The sequence below is a fragment of the Vibrio sp. 10N.261.52.A1 genome (genome assembly GCF_002876325.1).
Lineage (GTDB): Bacteria > Pseudomonadota > Gammaproteobacteria > Enterobacterales > Vibrionaceae > Vibrio > Vibrio chagasii.
Map to the genome: position 1 here is coordinate 1 of NZ_MCYD01000425.1, position 14748 is coordinate 14748.

Sequence of the window (14748 nt, forward strand, 5' to 3'; positions counted from 1 at the left end):
ATATGTGACTGGTGGAGTAATTACCTTATGTTGACTACGCTTAGGTTGATTAGTTCATAAATAAAAAGCTGCTTTTCTCGGAATGATATGTTGCATTGTTGCTCCTGATGGGTACAATTGCGGCTACCTGATGCGATGATTTGGTTAATCATTTGTTAAACTGTTGTTTGATTGGTTAATAATGTTGTCGCACGTAGAGGTGCAATTATAAAAAGTAGTTTTCGTTGGGGTGATGCCAATGAACGGGAATGAAAGGTGTAATTGCCGAAGTAAATTGTATATCTAAGCAATTTGCTGGGGTTGTGCTCAATAGGTACAACACTGCCATAGTCTTAATTTTAAACTATGGAGCGCTACTGTAGGGTTGGGTGAAGTGTTCACTTCCCTTTCGCTTAGTTCAACATGAACTTGGTCAGCCGTATCAAGTTTGTCTGCAGTAGATCTCTAGCCAAATAAAAAACTGGTTTTTGAAGATCATGAATTTAATAGATTTTGCAACATCTCCTTTATCTTTGCTTCCGCCACTTGTGGCTTTAAGTCTTGCTATTGTTACCCGCCGTGTATTGGTTTCTTTGGGTGTCGGTATCGTTATGGGTGCCATCTTACTGGCTGACTATTCAGTAGGTAATGCCGCTAGCTACGTATTTACTAAAGCATCTGGTGTTTTCATCGAAGATGGTGGTATCAATACTTGGAACATGAGCATCATTGCTTTCCTAATTATTCTTGGAATGACAACAGCGCTATTAACGCTTTCTGGAGGTACTCGTGCATTCGCTGAGTGGGCTCAATCTCGAGTTAAGAGCAAGCGTGGTTCAAAACTGCTTGCTGCATTCTTAGGTGTATTCATCTTTGTTGATGATTACTTCAACAGCTTGGCAGTGGGTGCAATCTCTCGTCCTGTTACAGACCGTTTCTACGTATCTCGCGCTAAGCTAGCTTATATTCTTGATTCTACAGCTGCACCAATGTGTGTGATCATGCCCGCTTCTAGCTGGGGTGCTTACATCATTACCATCATCGGTGGCATCCTAGTAACACACGGTGTGACTGAGTATTCTGCACTGGGTGCTTACGTTCGTCTTATTCCAATGAACTTCTACGCTGTGTTCGCACTGCTTATGGTATTTGCAGTTGCATGGTTTGGTCTAGATGTTGGTAAGATGCGCGATCACGAAATCGAAGCGTCTCAAGGCCGTGGTTTTGAAGGTGACAACGATAGCCAGCAAGCTCACGATTTAAACGAAGAGCTAGATATCGAAGAGAGCGAGAACGGTTCTGTTTCTGACCTAATCATGCCGATCGTTTCATTGATCGTAGCGACAGTTGCAGCAATGCTTTACACAGGCGGTCAAGCGTTAGCTGCTGATGGTCAAGCGTTTAACCTACTTGGTGCATTCGAAAATACAGATGTTGGTAAATCTCTTGTTTACGGTGGCATCATCGGTCTTCTTGTTGCGCTAGCGACTGTATTTAAGCAGAAGCTATCTATGGCAGACATCGCAAGAACGATGTGGATCGGTGCGAGCTCTATGTTTGGCGCTATCCTAATCCTTGTGTTCGCTTGGACTATCGGTTCTGTAATCGGTGACATGAAAACAGGTACGTACTTGTCTTCTCTAGTAACAGGCAGCATTGATTACCACTGGCTACCAGTTATCCTGTTCCTACTTGCAGGCATCATGGCTTTCTCTACCGGTACTTCATGGGGTACGTTCGGTATCATGCTACCTATCGCGGGTGATATGGCGGCAGCATCGGATATCGCACTGATTCTTCCTATGTTAAGTGCGGTTCTAGCGGGCGCTGTGTTTGGTGACCACTGTTCTCCAATCTCTGATACAACGATTCTGTCTTCGACAGGTGCTCGTTGCAACCACATCGACCACGTATCAACACAGCTTCCATACGCGCTATCAGTAGCGTTTGTATCGTGCATTGGCTTCATTACCCTAGGTATGACAGCCTCTATCGGTATCGCATTCAGCGCGGCAGCTCTAACGTTCGTCGCTGTGTGTTTTGCTCTGGCTTATTTCTCTCGCTGCAAAATGGCGACATGCAAAAGCTAAAAACGAAAGTTAATCAGTAAACTATCAGGGAGGCGTTAGCCTCCCTTTTTTGTGCCTGTTAATTTAATTTTAAGTTTCGTGAAAAAAGTTCGAATTAATGGTTGAAAAAGGATCTTACCTTGGTTAGTGTGGATACAAGACAGCAAACAACCTAAGAGCTGATAAGTATGCGTAAATTAGTAATGAACATTCATCACCATCATCACCCTATCTAGTCTTTCGGGGAGATTTACGTATACCCGGGAGCAAGGTTACTCCCGGAGGTTAAGTCAAAAGAATTTAGATTTAAACCCTCGGGATGACAGAGTCTTCCGAGGGTTTTTTAGTTTTAGCGCTTTTAAATAATCAATAAATTCAAATATTTGCACAGGGATACAGCAATGCAGACACAACGCCTAAGAATCGCAATTCAAAAGAAAGGTCGCCTAAGTAAAGAGTGCCAAGACCTACTAAAAAAATGTGGTGTTAAATTTAACATCATGGGTGAGCGCCTAGTCGTTCATTCACTAAATATGCCAATCGACTTGTTATTAGTTCGTGATGACGACATCCCAGGTCTCATCATGGATGGTGTGGTTGACCTTGGTTTTATCGGTGAAAATGAGCTTGAAGAAGTTCGTCTAGATCGCCTTGCTCTTAAAGAGCCTGCAGAGTTCGAAACACTACGTCGTCTAGATTTCGGTGGCTGCCGTTTATCTATCGCAATTAACAAAGATGAAGAGTACAACGGCCCACAAGATCTAGCGGGCAAGCGTATTGCAACAACCTACCCACAACTACTTAAAGCCTACATGGACGAGCAGGGTGTTGATTTCAGCACTTGTATGCTAACAGGCTCGGTTGAAGTAGCTCCTCGCGCTGGCCTTGCAGACGCAATCGCGGACTTGGTTTCTACTGGTGCGACGCTAGAAGCAAACGGCCTAAAAGAAGCGGAAGTGATTTTCCAATCTAAAGCGACCTTGATTCAACGTACTGGTGAATTCGACGCAGACAAAACAGCATTGATTGAAAAACTACTGACTCGTATGCAGGGTGTTCAACAAGCGAAAGAGTCGAAGTACATCATGCTACACGCGCCAACTTCTCAGCTGGAGCAAATCAAAGCACTACTGCCTGGCGCTGAAGATCCAACGGTTCTTCCACTATCAACGGACAAAGATAAAGTTGCAGTTCACCTAGTAAGTACCGAGAACTTGTTCTGGGAAACGATGGAACAGCTGAAAGAGTTAGGCGCAAGCTCAATTCTAGTACTACCAATCGAAAAAATGATGGGGTAATGACGATGAGAACCGTTGTTTGGCAATCTTTAAGTGAATCACAGCAAGACTCGGTATTAGAGCGTCCCGCTATTACTGAAGGTGCAAACATCACAGCGACAGTTTCTGATGTTATTGCAAAAGTACGAAATGAGGGCGATGCAGCGCTTAAAGAACTGACTGAGAAGTTTGACCGCGTGACTCCAAAATCAATTCGAGTAAGTTCAGATGAGATTGAAGAAGCGAGCGCTCGTCTAACTCCAGAAATGAAGCAGGCGTTAGAACAAGCTTACAGCAATATTGCTAAGTTCCATGAAGCTCAGAAACCCCAGCCAATTAAGGTTGAGACGCAACCAGGTGTTGTGTGTGAGCAAGTGACACGTGCAATTAACACGGTTGGTCTGTACATCCCTGGTGGCAGTGCGCCGCTTCCGTCAACGGTTCTTATGTTAGGTGTTCCCGCTCAAATCGCAGGTTGTCGTAAGGTTGTGCTTTGTTCGCCTCCGCCAATCGCTGACGAAATTTTGTACGTCGCTAAGCTTTGTAAGATCGATGAGGTTTACAACGTTGGTGGTGGTCAAGCGGTTGCTGCGATGGCTTACGGTACGGAAAGCGTTGCTAAAGTCGATAAGATTTTCGGCCCAGGTAATGCCTTCGTAACTGAAGCGAAACGCCAAGTGAGCAACGACTTCCGTGGCGCGGCGATTGATATGCCAGCTGGTCCATCAGAAGTGTTAGTGATTGCTGATGAAACGGCAGACGCAGACTTCATTGCGGCTGACTTGTTGAGCCAAGCGGAGCACGGACCTGACTCGCAAGTGGTGTTGGTAACACCATCGCCATTGATTGCAGATCAAGTAACCGAAGCCGTTCAAAAACAATTGAAAGAACTGTCTCGTGCGAGTATCGCTCAGCAAGCGTTGGCATCAAGCCTAATTATCATTGCTGAATCTATCACTCAAGCGATTGCGATTTCGAACTTCTACGGTCCTGAACACTTGATCGTTCAAACCAAGAATCCACGAGAATTGCTGACATTGCTAGATAATGCAGGCTCTATTTTCCTTGGTGACTGGTCTCCAGAATCTGCAGGTGATTATGCCTCTGGTACTAACCACGTATTGCCGACCTACGGTTACACAAAGACGTATTCTAGCCTTGGTTTAGCCGATTTCTCTAAACGTATGACGGTGCAAGAACTGACAGCCGATGGCTTAAAAGGTCTAGCTCCGACTGTAGTAACAATGGCGGAAGCCGAAGGCTTGGATGCACACAAACGCGCTGTGACCATCCGAGTTGAAAAGTTAAACCAAGCAAAATAAGGGCAGGGCATGGAAAAGTTAGCGAGAAAACAAGTTCAGGCTCTTACACCTTACTTGTCTGCTAGACGCATTGGCGGCACGGGTGACGTTTGGTTAAACGCCAACGAATCCCCATTCGATAACGAGTACAACGTAAGCTTGTCTCGTCTTAATCGCTACAGCGAATGTCAGCCTAAAGAGTTGATTGATGCTTATGCTCAATATGCAGGTGTGAAATCAGATCAAACTCTGACAACACGTGGTGCCGATGAAGGTATTGAACTGCTGATTCGTGCTTTTTGTGAGCCGAACGAAGACGCTATTCTTTACTGCCCACCAACCTATGGTATGTACGCGATTAGCGCAGAGACGATTGGTGTTGAGCGCAAAGTTGTACCTCTAACTGCTGAATGGCAACTCGATCTTCCAGCGATTGAAGCTCAGTTAGACAACGTGAAAGTGGTGTTTGTTTGTAGCCCAAATAACCCGACTGGTAATTTGGTTGAACGCAAAGACATCATCAAGTTACTTGAGATGACTCAAGACAAAGCGATTGTGGTGATGGATGAAGCGTACATCGACTTCTGCCCAGAAGCGTCAACCGTTGATTTACTTGAGCAATACCCGAATCTAGCGATTTTGCGTACCTTGTCTAAAGCTTTTGCATTGGCTGGACTACGCTGTGGCTTTACGCTGGCGAACCAAGAGCTTATCGATGTATTGTTGAAAGTGATTGCGCCATACCCAGTGCCAATCCCTGTTGCGGATATCGCGGTTCAAGCACTTTCAGAGCAAGGTCTTGCAAGAGCAAAGTTTCAGGTTTTGGACTTGAGCGCTAACCGAGCATACTTACAGGCAGGCCTAATGGGGATGCCTAACGTTACGGTATTTGATGGTTGGGGTAACTACCTTTTGGTTAAATTCCCGAACGGTGACGAATTATTTAAAGCGGCATGGGACAGTGGCATTATCTTACGTAATTCGCCAATTGAAGACTGTGTTCGAATTAGTATTGGTAATCGCGAAGAGTGCGAAAAGACACTTGGATTCATTCGTAACTTTTATCAGTAACGAAAGGCTTGCCAGTAATAATATTTGTTAGCCTTTATTCGATGAATAATAGGCTGACAAATGAAACCAATATTTTGGGTTAGCGTTTGATTTTTGCTAGGCCACCAGATTTAAAATTAAAAGGAAGTTCAAGTGAGTAAACAACAGAAAATACTTTTTATAGACCGCGATGGCACCTTAATTGTTGAGCCGCCAGTCGATTTCCAAGTAGACCGTTTAGACAAACTAAAATTTGAACCGCTAGTGATTCCTAGCTTACTTGCATTGCAAGATGCTGGTTACCGTCTAGTGATGGTAACTAACCAAGATGGCCTTGGTACTGATAGCTACCCACAAGAAGATTTCGATGCGCCACACAATATGATGATGGATTTCTTCGAATCTCAAGGCGTAAAGTTTGATGACGTGCTTATTTGTCCTCACTTTGACGAAGACAATTGCTCTTGCCGTAAGCCTAAGCTAGGTATGGTTAAAGAATATCTGCAGGGCGGTAAAGTCGACTTCCAACACTCTGTTGTGATTGGCGATCGAGTTACGGATCTTCAACTTGCAGAGAACATGGCAATCCGCGGTATTCAATATGGCCCAGATGCTGAAACGGAAGGCACGCTAAACTGGCCACAAATTGTAAAAGACCTGACGGTTAACGCGCGTGTTGCTGAAGTGGTTCGTACCACCAAAGAAACTGACATCAAGGTAGCGGTAAACCTTGATGAAACCGGTGGCAACAAGATCGATACAGGCATGGGTTTCTTTGACCACATGCTTGATCAAATCGCGACACACGGTGGTTTCCAAATGAACCTGACCGTGAAAGGCGACCTGTACATTGATGATCACCACACAGTAGAAGACACAGCACTTGCGTTAGGCCAAGCTCTGAAAGACGCGCTAGGTGACAAACGTGGCATTGGCCGCTTTGGCTTTAGCCTGCCAATGGATGAGTGTTTAGCTCAGTGTGCGCTAGACCTCTCTGGCCGTCCATACCTGAAGTTTGATGCAGAGTTTAGCCGTGAGCAAGTGGGTGACCTGTCAACGGAAATGGTGGTTCACTTCTTCCGTTCTTTAACTGACACGCTAGCTTGTACGCTACACCTTTCTTCTGCTGGCAATAATGATCACCACATCATTGAGAGCCTATTCAAAGCATTTGGTCGTACTCTGCGCCAAGCTATCAAAGTTGAAGGTAACGAGTTACCGAGCAGCAAAGGCGTTCTGTAAGGAATCGGTATGAAAGAGCAGAAAGTAGTTATTATTGATACTGGTTGTGCCAACGTCTCATCGGTTAAATTTGCGATTGAACGTCTGGGCTACACCGTTGAGATTTCAAAAGAGCCTGAAGTGGTTCTTGCAGCCGACAAGCTATTCCTACCAGGTGTAGGTACAGCAAGTGAAGCAATGAAGAACTTACAAGAGCGCGACCTTGTTGCTCTTGTAAAGCAAGTAGAGAAGCCTCTGCTTGGTATTTGTTTGGGCATGCAGCTTCTTGGTAAGTTATCTCAAGAAAAAGGCCAAAAGGCCGACGAGCTAGTTGAATGTTTAGGTTTGTGTGAGGGTGAAGTTCGTTTATTGGATACGGGCGATTTACCACTGCCACACATGGGTTGGAATACAGTCACTGCAACACCGAATCACCCTCTATTTAAAGACATTGAAGAAGGCGAGTATTTTTACTTCGTTCACAGCTTCGCAATGCCAGTAGGTGACTACACTATCGCACAATGTGATTACGGTAATCCGTTTACCGCAGCGGTGCAAAGCGGTAACTATTATGGTGTTCAGTTCCACCCAGAACGCTCATCAAAAGCTGGTTCTAAGCTGATTCAGAACTTCTTGGAATTGTAATAAGGATTAGGCAGCGGCTAACGTTGCCATATAAGGAATGTAAATGATTATTCCCGCATTAGATTTAATTGAAGGTCAAGTAGTCCGCTTATTCCAAGGGGACTACGGTCAAGTAACAGAATACAAAGTAAACCCAGCAGAGCAGTTCAACCTATATCACCAAGCTGGTGCTGGCTGGCTGCATCTTGTTGATTTAACAGGCGCAAAAGACACCACTGCTCGCCAGTTAGACCTGATCGCGAAGCTACTTGATAGCACGCCGGCTAATATTCAAATTGGTGGTGGTGTACGTAATGAGCAAGATGTGATTGACCTACTTGAAGCCGGTGCACAACGTGTTGTTGTTGGTTCAACAGCAGTGAAGCAGCCTGAGCTTGTTAAAGGTTGGATGGAAAAGTACGGAGCTGAAAAAATTGTTCTTGCTTTGGACATCAACATTGACGAAAACGGCACTCGCAAAGTGGCGATTTCAGGTTGGCAGGAAGATTCAGGCGTGACCATTGAAGCGTTGATTGAAGATTACCTAACCGTTGGTCTTAAGCACGTGCTGTGTACTGATATCTCTCGTGATGGCACGCTAGAAGGATCAAACGTAGAGCTTTACGTGGATCTTTGTAAGCAGTACCCGCAGGTTCAATTCCAATCATCAGGCGGCATTGGCAGCCTAGCGGACATCGAAGCTCTAAAAGGTAGCGGTGTGGCTGGTGTGATTGTGGGACGTGCGCTACTTGATGGTAAGTTCACCGCAGAGGAGGCGTTTGCATGTTGGCAAAGCGAATAATCCCTTGTTTGGATGTCCGTGACGGACAAGTGGTAAAGGGCGTTCAGTTCCGTAACCACGAAATCATTGGCGACATCGTTCCGCTAGCACAGCGCTACGCAGAAGAGGGCGCGGATGAATTAGTATTTTACGATATCACGGCATCAAGCGATGGCCGTGTTGTCGACAAGAGTTGGGTAAAGCGTGTCGCTGAAGTGATCGATATTCCTTTCTGTGTCGCTGGTGGTATTAAATCAGCAGAAGATGCAGCGCGCATTCTAGAGTTTGGAGCTGATAAAGTATCCATCAACTCGCCAGCACTGGCTAATCCACAACTGATTACTGATCTTGCTGATAAGTTCGGCGTACAGTGTATCGTTGTTGGCATCGACTCATACTTTGATAAAGAGACCGGTAAGTACCAGGTTTATCAATTCACGGGCGATGAAGCGCGTACTAAAGCAACTAAATGGGAAACCAAAGATTGGGTGCAGGAAGTACAGAAACGTGGCGCTGGTGAAATTGTGTTGAACATGATGAACCAAGATGGTGTTCGCAACGGCTATGACCTTGAACAGCTCAACATGGTACGTGAAGTATGTAACGTTCCATTGATTGCTTCGGGTGGAGCAGGTGCAATGGAGCACTTCGCAGAAGCGTACAACAAAACTAATGTGGATGGAGCGCTTGCGGCTTCGGTATTCCACAAACAAGTCATAAATATTGGTGAGTTAAAGCAGTATCTAAAACAACAAGGTGTAGAGGTGCGTCTATGAGTTTTGCAGCGACAGAAGTAAATACGCTAGCTGAACGTATCAATTGGGATAAAGTCGACGGTCTCGTTCCTGCGATTGTACAAGATTTCCAGTCAAGCCAAGTGCTGATGATGGGTTACATGAACCAAGATGCGTTAGCAAAGACGGGCGAAACAGGTCAAGTGACCTTCTTCTCTCGTACTAAAGAGCGCCTTTGGACTAAAGGTGAGACTTCAGGAAATGTTCTGCAACTGGTGAATATGTCACTGGACTGCGACAACGATACCTTGCTAGTCAAAGTGAACCCAATCGGCCCTACGTGTCACTTGGGTACGACAACATGTTGGGATTCGGATCCACAGGAAGAGTCTCATATGGTGTGGCTTCATCAACTTGAGCAGCTACTGGCTGCCCGCAAGGACGCAGATCCTGACTCTTCTTACACTGCCAGCTTATATGCCCGTGGCACCAAGCGTATATCGCAAAAAGTGGGCGAAGAAGGCGTTGAAGTCGCGCTTGCGGCGACGTCGGGCGATAAGGCGGAGCTAGTCTGTGAATCAGCAGACTTGATCTATCACCTAATGGTTCTATTGCAAGACCAAGGTCTATCGATGAACGATGTGGTGAATAAGCTAAAAGAGCGCCATAAGTAATCTATCTTTGGGATACATCTAGATAAGCAAAAGCCCCATAAACAACTATGTTTACGGGGCTTTTTTATCGTTCTATCCTGTGTGTCTCTTATTTTTAGGCCTCGTCATTCCGAGGAGCCTAAGCGACATCAGGAATCTCTTCTTCTAATCTGACTTCCTATGCGTACGAGTTAGCTGCAGCACTTCTTGTATTTCTTACCGCTGCCACAAATACACGGGTCATTGCGGCCGATCTTAAAGCTTTCGACGGTTTGGTTTAGGCGAGGGTCAATCTCAGGCTCAGGTTGGCTTTGTTCTGGGAACTCACCATCGATATAGAACCAAAGGCCGTTTTCACGAACAAAACGAGAGCGTTCTTGCATACAGTATTGTGCGCCGTCTTCATTGAAATAAGCTTTAAACTCAACAAAGCCCTCGTTTTCGTGGGAACCGGCAGCAGTGTCGATAATTTCTAGGCCAGCCCAATCACTGTTGATCGAATCTGCAATGCCTTCTCTTTGTTCTTCGGCATTGCAGCTAGGATGATAGGTAGCAACCACATAATCGACCAATCCTAAAACATGCGCGGAATAACGAGAGCGCATCAACTGCTCAGGCGTTTCTACTGAGCTGTGATCAAGGTGTGCTGATTCACAGCACTTTGGGTAAGTATTGTTGCTACCACATGGGCATAAAGACATAGTCAAATCCTGTAAAAATGGCCTCTGAGTAAGAGGCCATAAATGAATGCGTTGGAGTTTAACAAGAAACTAAAGCTCACCAAAGTGTAGTTTTAATTTAAGTAGATTCGTGATGTTTAGGCGGGAGCTAATAAATCTTGAGCCCAAGCCGTCGCTTCATCATAGGCAAGGCCGAGTTGAGCCTCACTGAGTTTGAGGAGGTTACGAATACGAGTTGCTTCATCCCATCGAGCTTGCTCATAAGCGACCACCATGGCCAAGACCGCGCCTAATACACCTTTGCGTAGTATTAGTGCTTGTTTTATCTCTTCGTCAATTGGTACTGAATCCAGCACTTGCTTTAACGGTTGATCAAATAATGAATCCAATAACGAGAACATACCAGTTAAGAAAGCTTGTCCGGGCTCAACCTTCACGTTCATTTTTTCGACTAGCAGTTCGCATTGACGAGCGCGAATCACCGCTAAGCCATAAAGTGAATCTGGTTTGTCTTCTTTTGCCGATGCTATCGCTACGAGAGATACAAATTTACGCAGTTTCTGTTCGCCTAAATAAACCAGAGCTTGGCGGAATGAGCGGATGGTGGTTGCTGAACCACCTGCTGAGTTTACATAGGTTAGTAGCTTATAGGAAAGCGTCACGTCTAACGTGATCAGTCGTTCTACTTCACCAAAATCGATAGGATCGTTGGCTATCTCTTTCAGTAGCTGAACGATGGTCAGAAAAGCGGGGTTTAGAGCGCGAGTCTGGATCATTTCAGGTTTGCTGAAGAAATACCCTTGGAAGTAACTGAAACCGGCTTTGTTTGCTTGCTGATATTCTTCGTAAGTCTCTACTTTCTCGGCAAGAAACTTGATATCTAGCCCTTGCATAGAGCTCATAAATATTGAGGCTTTTTCGATAGAGATCAGACGGATGTCGAATTTGATAATCGATACGTAAGGTAAGAAGCGCTTCCACGCCTTACTTGGAACAAAGTCATCCAGCGCGATGGTATAGCCCGCATCATAGATAGTCTTAATTGCTTCAAGTAACTCATCGGTCGGTTCGCAGTCTTCAAGAACCTCAACGACTAAACTTTCTTTGGGGAACAGAGTCGGGACTAAGTTGATCAGGCTTGCATAGGGGAAATTAACGAAACCCAGCTTATCACCCAATGTATTGTAGTGGGTCGATAAGAAATGGTCAGATAGCAAACGGCTTGTAGCGAGCTCCGGTTCTACTTCAGGGAAAGTGTTCTTAGGACCATCCCTGAATAGCAACTCGTAACCTATGGTTTTCTTATCTGCATCGAGTATGGGTTGACGCGCTACGTATGAATATTTCAACTTGGTACTGTGTTCGGTTTATTTCTGATAGAGAGATAATAGCTAATTTGCTAGAAATTACCATACACAATCGAAGAAACTCTGACCCACTATAACAATCAAACTGAAAGTTTAAGACTGTTGTTGAAAGCTGTTGCTAAACGCTCGATTCTGTAGTTCAAAACTTTGTGGAGTAAAGACCAGCACGGAACCTTGTGTATACCAATCACCAAGTACGATACGTGTTTTAGTGCAATTGTTAGCACCAAAAGTATGGACATCCGGCCGATGTGTATGACCGTGGATCATAAGGTCGACACTGTTTTTCGCCATCACGTTTTCGACCTCTTGCTGTGTCACGTCCATGATGTCCAAAGATTTGGTCTGTTTGTCATCTTTAATATCTGACTGAACCTTAGAGACGATCTTCTTTTTAATGAAGAATGGGATTCTGTTGAAGATCCACTGTAGCCAAGGTTGATGGACTTTTTCACGGAAGGCGAGGTATTTGACATCTTCAGTGCATAGAGTGTCGCCATGCAGTACCACGGCTTTTTGTCCGTAGATATCGATAGTTGTCACTTCGTCTAGAAGCTGCACACCAGTCTGTTTTGCAAATCTTTTACCGACCAAAAAGTCACGGTTACCTTGCGTGAAGTAACAGGGTACGCCTGTTTTCACCAAATCGATAAACGCTTGGCGAATAGAAGTCGCGAACTCGCTCTTGTCGTCGTCACCAATCCAGAACTCGAAAAGGTCGCCTAACACGTAGAGTGCATCGGCTTCTACCGCTTCATTTTTCATGAAGGTTAGGAAGCAGTCCGTGATGTCTTGTCGTGACGGAGCAAGGTGCAGGTCTGAGATAAAATATGTTTTCATACAGTTTGAAAAAAAGGGAGCGAGTGCTCCCTTGTCCTAATTATTGATGTATCAATGGTGAATACGAATCGAAGGCTAAATTAAGCTTCGATTGTTGTACCAGTGATGATCACTTCTTCTAGTGGTACGTCTTGGTGCATACCCATAGAACCAGTGCTAACACCTTTGATCTTGTTTACTACGTCCATGCCTTCTACAACTTCTGCGAATACACAGTAACCCCAACCGTCTAGGCTTTCGCTACGGAAGTTAAGGAAAGAGTTGTCGTTTACGTTGATGAAGAACTGAGAGCTCGCTGAATGCGGTTCCATAGTACGAGCCATAGCTAGCGTACCAACTTTGTTCGCTAGGCCGTTATTTGCTTCGTTCTTGATAGTTGCGCGAGTCGCTTTTTCTTTAAGGCCAGAAGTCATACCGCCGCCTTGAATCATGAAACCATCGATAACACGGTGGAATAGTGTGTTGTCGTAGAAACCGTCACGGCAATACTGTAGGAAGTTTGCGCTTGTTTCTGGTGCTTTTTCTTCGTTTAGTTGAACTTTGATGTCACCAAAATTTGTGTGAAGGATGATCATGATTGTTACCTTACTGTATTTTTAATATGAAAGGCGATTCTAGCCTAGTTTGATTGAGTTTCAAAATACGAAATCGTCAATAGATAACAAGGAGTTTAGCCGATTTGGTGGTGAAAGGTATTACCTATTAAGGTATGACTTGTTATACTGCGGGCTTATTTTGATTAATCCATAAAATAGATAGAGATCATGCTAAAGATATATAACACGCTCACAAGACAGAAAGAGGAATTCAAACCAATTACAGCTGGCAAAGTCGGCATGTATGTCTGTGGGGTAACCATATACGATCTCTGTCATATTGGTCATGGTCGTACGTTCGTTTCTTTCGACGTAGTAACTCGCTACCTTCGTTACCTTGGTTACGATTTGAACTTCGTTCGTAACATCACGGACATCGACGACAAAATCATTAAGCGTGCGAACGAAAACGGTGAGTCTTGCGATTCTCTGACTGAGCGCTTAATCGGTGAAATGCACGCTGACTTCGATGCGTTGAACATGAAGCGTCCAGACGTTGAGCCTCGTGCGACGGAATTCATTACTGAAATCATTGAGCTTGTAGAAAAGCTGATTGAACGTGGTTTTGCTTATGTAGCAAGCAACGGCGATGTAATGTTTGAAGTTAAGAAGTTTGACGAATACGGCAAGCTTTCCAAGCAAGACCTCGATCAGCTTCAAGCTGGTGCTCGTGTTGATGTTGACTCTGCAAAACGTAGCCCGTTAGATTTCGTGGTTTGGAAAATGTCTAAGCCGGGTGAACCAACATGGGAATCACCATGGGGCCCAGGTCGTCCAGGCTGGCACATCGAATGTTCTGCAATGAACTCATCAATCCTTGGTAATCACTTCGATATCCACGGTGGCGGTTCGGATCTGCAGTTCCCACACCACGAGAACGAAATCGCACAATCTTGCTGTGCACATGGTACTGACTATGTAAACACATGGATGCACAGTGGCATGGTGATGGTAGACAGAGAGAAGATGTCTAAGTCTCTAGGTAACTTCTTCACTATTCGTGATGTACTGGCACACTACGATGCGGAAACGGTTCGCTACTTCCTAATGTCTGGTCACTACCGTAGCCAGCTAAACTACAGCGAAGACAACCTAAACCAAGCTCGTGCATCGCTTGAGCGCCTATATACGTCACTTCGTGGCCTAGACCTTACTGCTGCACCTGCTGGTGGTGAAGAGTACGTAACTCGTTTCTCTACAGCAATGAACGATGACTTCAATACGCCAGAAGCATACTCAGTGCTGTTTGAAATGGCTCGTGAAATCAACCGTATCAAGACAGAAAGCATTGAAAAGGCGAGTGGACTTGGTGCGTTGATGCGTGAACTAGCGGACATCATCGGTATTCTTCACCAAGATCCAGAAGCATTCCTACAAGGTGATGCAGCGGGTAATGATGACGAAGTGGCTGAAATCGAAGCTCTGATCAAACTGCGTAACGACTCTCGTGCTTCAAAAGATTGGGCAAATGCCGATCTTGCTCGTGATAAGTTAAACGAGTTAGGCATCGTTCTGGAAGACGGCCCAGAAGGTACGACTTGGCGTCGTAAGTAATCTTATAAAAAAGGGCTGATTT

The 14748-nt window shown here is 45.0% G+C and carries 14 protein-coding genes, 1 riboswitch and 1 other annotated feature; of the genes, 10 read left to right on the top strand and 4 right to left on the bottom strand.

The features are described 5' to 3' along the window. Positions 1–186 precede the first annotated feature (186 nt). Positions 187–364, top strand: a riboswitch (Lysine riboswitch). Positions 365–476: 112 nt separating this feature from the next. From BCT81_RS05070 to hisIE, 9 genes are all read left to right on the top strand, one after another. Further along, a complete protein-coding gene (locus BCT81_RS05070) occupies positions 477–2069 on the top strand; it encodes a Na+/H+ antiporter NhaC family protein (RefSeq protein ID WP_102423421.1) in 1593 nt (530 codons plus the stop codon). A gap of 190 nt (positions 2070–2259) precedes the next feature. Further along, positions 2260–2396, top strand: a sequence feature (His leader region). A 53-nt stretch (positions 2397–2449) separates the two neighbouring features. Beyond that, positions 2450–3346 (top strand): ATP phosphoribosyltransferase, encoded by an 897-nt coding sequence (gene hisG, locus BCT81_RS05075; protein ID WP_061031761.1) that lies wholly within the window; start codon positions 2450–2452, stop codon positions 3344–3346. Further along, the gene (gene hisD / locus BCT81_RS05080) at positions 3346–4647 is read left to right on the top strand and encodes a histidinol dehydrogenase (RefSeq protein WP_102423422.1); all 1302 of its coding nucleotides are present in this window, start codon (positions 3346–3348) and stop codon (positions 4645–4647) included. Before hisG ends, hisD begins: the two co-directional genes overlap by 1 nt. 9 nt (positions 4648–4656) lie before the next feature. Further along, entirely contained in the window at positions 4657–5697 is a 1041-nt protein-coding gene (hisC, locus tag BCT81_RS05085) for a histidinol-phosphate transaminase (RefSeq protein WP_061031759.1), read from the top strand. A gap of 132 nt (positions 5698–5829) precedes the next feature. Further along, complete coding sequence (gene hisB, locus BCT81_RS05090) at positions 5830–6918, top strand: bifunctional histidinol-phosphatase/imidazoleglycerol-phosphate dehydratase HisB (protein ID WP_102423423.1); 1089 nt, start codon at positions 5830–5832, stop codon at positions 6916–6918. Between the two features lie 9 nt (positions 6919–6927). Further along, positions 6928–7542: an imidazole glycerol phosphate synthase subunit HisH gene (gene hisH / locus BCT81_RS05095; RefSeq protein ID WP_102423424.1), complete on the top strand. Its 615-nt coding sequence runs from the start codon at positions 6928–6930 to the stop codon at positions 7540–7542. A 43-nt stretch (positions 7543–7585) separates the two neighbouring features. Continuing rightward, positions 7586–8323 carry a 1-(5-phosphoribosyl)-5-[(5-phosphoribosylamino)methylideneamino]imidazole-4-carboxamide isomerase gene (gene hisA, locus BCT81_RS05100; protein WP_102423425.1) on the top strand — a complete coding sequence of 246 codons (738 nt, stop codon included), beginning with the start codon at positions 7586–7588 and terminating at the stop codon, positions 8321–8323. Then, positions 8305–9078: an imidazole glycerol phosphate synthase subunit HisF gene (gene hisF / locus BCT81_RS05105; protein ID WP_102423426.1), complete on the top strand. Its 774-nt coding sequence runs from the start codon at positions 8305–8307 to the stop codon at positions 9076–9078. Before hisA ends, hisF begins: the two co-directional genes overlap by 19 nt. Next, positions 9075–9710, top strand: coding sequence for a bifunctional phosphoribosyl-AMP cyclohydrolase/phosphoribosyl-ATP diphosphatase HisIE (gene hisIE, locus BCT81_RS05110; RefSeq protein ID WP_102423427.1), 636 nt, complete (start codon positions 9075–9077; stop codon positions 9708–9710). The genes hisF and hisIE overlap by 4 nt, the downstream gene beginning before the upstream one ends. A gap of 170 nt (positions 9711–9880) precedes the next feature. On the opposite strand, the gene BCT81_RS05115 is transcribed toward hisIE, so the two are convergent. From BCT81_RS05115 to BCT81_RS05130, 4 genes are all read right to left on the bottom strand, one after another. After that, complete coding sequence (locus BCT81_RS05115; protein WP_102423428.1) at positions 9881–10390, bottom strand: YchJ family protein; 510 nt, start codon at positions 10388–10390, stop codon at positions 9881–9883. A gap of 116 nt (positions 10391–10506) precedes the next feature. After that, positions 10507–11718 (bottom strand): EAL domain-containing protein, encoded by a 1212-nt coding sequence (locus BCT81_RS05120; protein ID WP_061031754.1) that lies wholly within the window; start codon positions 11716–11718, stop codon positions 10507–10509. Positions 11719–11829: 111 nt separating this feature from the next. Further along, entirely contained in the window at positions 11830–12576 is a 747-nt protein-coding gene (gene lpxH, locus BCT81_RS05125) for a UDP-2,3-diacylglucosamine diphosphatase (RefSeq protein ID WP_102423429.1), read from the bottom strand. 80 nt (positions 12577–12656) lie between these two features. Next, the gene (locus tag BCT81_RS05130) at positions 12657–13151 is read right to left on the bottom strand and encodes a peptidylprolyl isomerase (protein ID WP_004742032.1); all 495 of its coding nucleotides are present in this window, start codon (positions 13149–13151) and stop codon (positions 12657–12659) included. Between the two features lie 189 nt (positions 13152–13340). Between BCT81_RS05130 and cysS the strand changes: the two genes are divergently transcribed. Further along, on the top strand, positions 13341–14726 hold the full coding sequence (gene cysS, locus BCT81_RS05135; protein ID WP_102423430.1) for a cysteine--tRNA ligase: 1386 nt from the start codon (positions 13341–13343) through the stop codon (positions 14724–14726). Positions 14727–14748: the final 22 nt, after the last annotated feature.

Excerpts from the sequence above, each read along its gene's own strand:
- BCT81_RS05115 (WP_102423428.1), bottom strand. The coding sequence starts at position 10,390 with ATGTCTTTATGCCCATGTGGTAGCAACAATACTTACCCAAAGTGCTGT.
- hisA (WP_102423425.1), top strand. The coding sequence starts at position 7,586 with ATGATTATTCCCGCATTAGATTTAATTGAAGGTCAAGTAGTCCGCTTA.
- hisD (WP_102423422.1), top strand. The coding sequence starts at position 3,346 with ATGACGATGAGAACCGTTGTTTGGCAATCTTTAAGTGAATCACAGCAA.
- BCT81_RS05130 (WP_004742032.1), bottom strand. The coding sequence starts at position 13,151 with ATGATCATCCTTCACACAAATTTTGGTGACATCAAAGTTCAACTAAAC.
- hisF (WP_102423426.1), top strand. The coding sequence starts at position 8,305 with ATGTTGGCAAAGCGAATAATCCCTTGTTTGGATGTCCGTGACGGACAA.
- hisH (WP_102423424.1), top strand. The coding sequence starts at position 6,928 with ATGAAAGAGCAGAAAGTAGTTATTATTGATACTGGTTGTGCCAACGTC.
- BCT81_RS05070 (WP_102423421.1), top strand. The coding sequence starts at position 477 with ATGAATTTAATAGATTTTGCAACATCTCCTTTATCTTTGCTTCCGCCA.
- hisG (WP_061031761.1), top strand. The coding sequence starts at position 2,450 with ATGCAGACACAACGCCTAAGAATCGCAATTCAAAAGAAAGGTCGCCTA.
- lpxH (WP_102423429.1), bottom strand. The coding sequence starts at position 12,576 with ATGAAAACATATTTTATCTCAGACCTGCACCTTGCTCCGTCACGACAA.
- hisIE (WP_102423427.1), top strand. The coding sequence starts at position 9,075 with ATGAGTTTTGCAGCGACAGAAGTAAATACGCTAGCTGAACGTATCAAT.
- cysS (WP_102423430.1), top strand. The coding sequence starts at position 13,341 with ATGCTAAAGATATATAACACGCTCACAAGACAGAAAGAGGAATTCAAA.
- hisC (WP_061031759.1), top strand. The coding sequence starts at position 4,657 with ATGGAAAAGTTAGCGAGAAAACAAGTTCAGGCTCTTACACCTTACTTG.